The 2,606-nt window shown below is 57.9% G+C and carries 3 protein-coding genes and 1 pseudogene; all 4 read right to left on the reverse strand.

All coding sequences use genetic code 11. The annotated features are described in order from the left end of the window. A pseudogene (locus tag AC1D0Z_RS19340) lies at nt 1–425 on the reverse strand (AAA family ATPase); the annotation flags it as partial. A gap of 3 nt (nt 426–428) precedes the next feature. Further along, nucleotides 429–779, reverse strand: coding sequence for a nucleotide pyrophosphohydrolase (locus tag AC1D0Z_RS19345; RefSeq protein ID WP_477659808.1), 351 nt, complete (start codon nt 777–779; stop codon nt 429–431). A gap of 157 nt (nt 780–936) precedes the next feature. After that, on the reverse strand, nt 937–2,268 hold the full coding sequence (argG, locus tag AC1D0Z_RS19350; RefSeq protein ID WP_477659809.1) for an argininosuccinate synthase: 1,332 nt from the start codon (nt 2,266–2,268) through the stop codon (nt 937–939). Between the two features lie 90 nt (nt 2,269–2,358). Continuing rightward, nucleotides 2,359–2,606, reverse strand: a 248-nt coding sequence (ppnP, locus tag AC1D0Z_RS19355; RefSeq protein ID WP_477659810.1) for a pyrimidine/purine nucleoside phosphorylase, incomplete at its 5' end; no start/stop codon positions are given.

Here is a 2,606-nt window from a genome sequence, read left to right on the forward strand (position 1 = left end):
TCGAGGTACGCTGCATATGACCACGCTTGGTATGAGGGGTGAGGGCCTTCGGTTTCTCCGGCCCTTCCTCCGCGCCGCGCCCACACGATGGCGTCTTTGTCGCTTCGGCGAGACTCCGACCATTGCTTGAGCTCAACGATGACCACCTTGGCTCTGGCATCTGCATCTTCGCCGGCGATGACGAAGTCGATACGCTTGTTTTGAAGAGGAAGTTGGTATTCGATGGCTATCCCGGCATCTGCAGGGATTTCATCGTCGTTCAATACTTTGGCCATCTCCATCAGCGAGTTTTTCCACGACCGCACTTCTGCCAGTCCCACGCCGTGGCCGGTGGCATTCTTGAAATGGCGCGACATTACATCCTCAATGTCGTCGTGCAGCGCGTGATGCAAAAATTCGCTCTTGCTCGCCTGATAGATGATCATTGTTCAAAGCTCATCGTATTTCTTGCTGGTGCCTCGAGCTTTGTCGACCGGGTACTTGAGAGCGTTGGCTCTTAATTTTTCTTGTGCCGCTGCGATTGGGTCAATGCCAAGTGCAGTCGAGAGTTGGATCAAATACAGCAAAACATCTGCAATCTCTGATCCTATGACTTCTCGTTTCTCGACAGAAACTTCTCGACTTTGGACTTCAGTGAGCCATTGAAAATGCTCGAGTAGTTCGCCGGCCTCCACCACCAACGCAGAAGCGAGATTTTTTGGGGAATGGAAGGGCTGCCACTCGCGTTCTTTTGCAAACTGTTCAAGATGGGCGGCTAAGTCGCGTAGCGAGTCTGTCATTGGAGGAGTTAATTTGGTTTGGGTGATTCCGTCTCACTTTAACTTGAACCACTTTCTTTTCCCAGATGTATTGGCAGACTAGCCGGGGCGATAAGTACAAACAGCAAAGCCCGCCAAGTTTCCACTTGGCGGGCTTTGCCTTTGCGCGTGAGCCGGCTTACTTGCCCAGCTTCAAAAAATCATCCCCCTTACCCAACTCAAGCATCCCAGCATTGGAATAAATCCCCAGCTTGGCCCGCGTATCCGTAATGTCCAGATTGCGCATCGTCAGCTGCCCAATCCGATCCAGCGGCGAGAACGGCGCGTCTTCCACCTTCTCCATGCTCAAACGCTCAGGCGCGTACGTCAGGTTGGGCGATTCGGTGTTCAGCAGCGAGTAATCGTTGCCGCGGCGCAGTTCCAGCGTCACGGTGCCGGTGATGGCGCTGGCGATCCAGCGTTGGGCGGTTTCGCGCAGCATGATGGCCTGGCTGTCGAACCAGCGTCCCTGGTAGAGCAGGCGGCCGAGCTTGCGGCCGTTGTCGCGGTATTGCTCGATGGTGTCTTCGTTGTGGATGCCGGTGACCAGGCGCTCGTAGGCGATGAACAGCAGCGCGAGGCCGGGGGCTTCGTAGATGCCGCGGCTTTTGGCTTCGATGATGCGGTTTTCGATCTGGTCGCTCATGCCCAGGCCGTGGCGGCCGCCGATTTCGTTGGCCTTGAGGATCAGGCTCACCAGGTCGGGGTAATGCACGCCGTTGAGTGCCACAGGGCGGCCTTCTTCAAAGGTCACGCTGACTTCTTCGGCCTTGACGACGCAGTCGTCCTTCCAGAAGGGCACGCCCATGATGGGGTTAACGATCTTGATGCCGCTGTTGAGGTTTTCCAGGTCTTTGGCTTCGTGCGTGGCGCCCAGCATGTTGCTGTCGGTGCTGTAGGCTTTTTCGGCGCTCATCTTGTAGCCAAAGCCGTTGGCCGTCATGAAGGCACTCATCTCAGAGCGGCCACCCAGCTCGTCGATGAACTGCTGGTCCAGCCAGGGTTTGTAAATTTTCAGCGCGGGGTTGGTCAGCAGGCCGTAGCGGTAGAAGCGCTCGATGTCGTTGCCCTTGAACGTGGAGCCATCACCCCAGATGTTCACGTCGTCCTGCTTCATCGCCGACACCAGCATCGTGCCGGTGACGGCGCGGCCCAGCGGCGTGGTGTTGAAGTAGGTCACGCCGGCGGTGGTGATGTGGAAGGCGCCGCTTTGCAGCGCGGCAATGCCTTCGGCGGCGAGCTGCGGGCGGCAGTCGACCAGGCGCGCCTTGATGGCACCGTATTCCATGGCCTTGCGCGGAATCTCGTCGTAGTCAGCTTCGTCGGGCTGGCCCAGGTTGGCGGTATAGGCGTAGGGCAGGGCGCCCTTCTGTTTCATCCACAGCAGCGCGGCGCTGGTGTCCAGGCCGCCAGAGAACGCGATGCCGACCTTTTGGTTGGCGGGGATGTTTTGCAGAATGGTATTGGACATGGTTTAGGCCTGAATATCGCTGTAAGCCGCGCAGGGCGTGCGCAAGCAGCTATAAAAAAAGGAGCGGTTCCTGGTAGGTCTGGACGGTTTTTAACCGAAATGGCAGATGTAGTGGTAAGCGGCTTCGCCCGCCGCCACGCGGATTTCGAACTTGGCGTTGCCCGGCACACTGAACTTTTCGCCTGCCGAAGACTTCACCCAGTTGTCGCTGCCGGCCAGCTTGTATTCGCAGGCACCGGCTACGCATTCCATGATCTCGGGCGCACCGGTGTTGAAGGTCAGGGTGGCCGGCAGGATCACGCCCACCGACTTTTGGGTGCCGTCGGCCAGCGTGATGC

This window comes from Polaromonas sp. P1_E3, assembly GCF_056405935.1.

What these genes read in the sequence shown, in the direction of transcription:
- AC1D0Z_RS19345 (WP_477659808.1), bottom strand. Translation starts at nt 779, where the DNA reads ATGACAGACTCGCTACGCGACTTAGCCGCCCATCTTGAACAGTTTGCA.
- argG (WP_477659809.1), bottom strand. Translation starts at nt 2,268, where the DNA reads ATGTCCAATACCATTCTGCAAAACATCCCCGCCAACCAAAAGGTCGGC.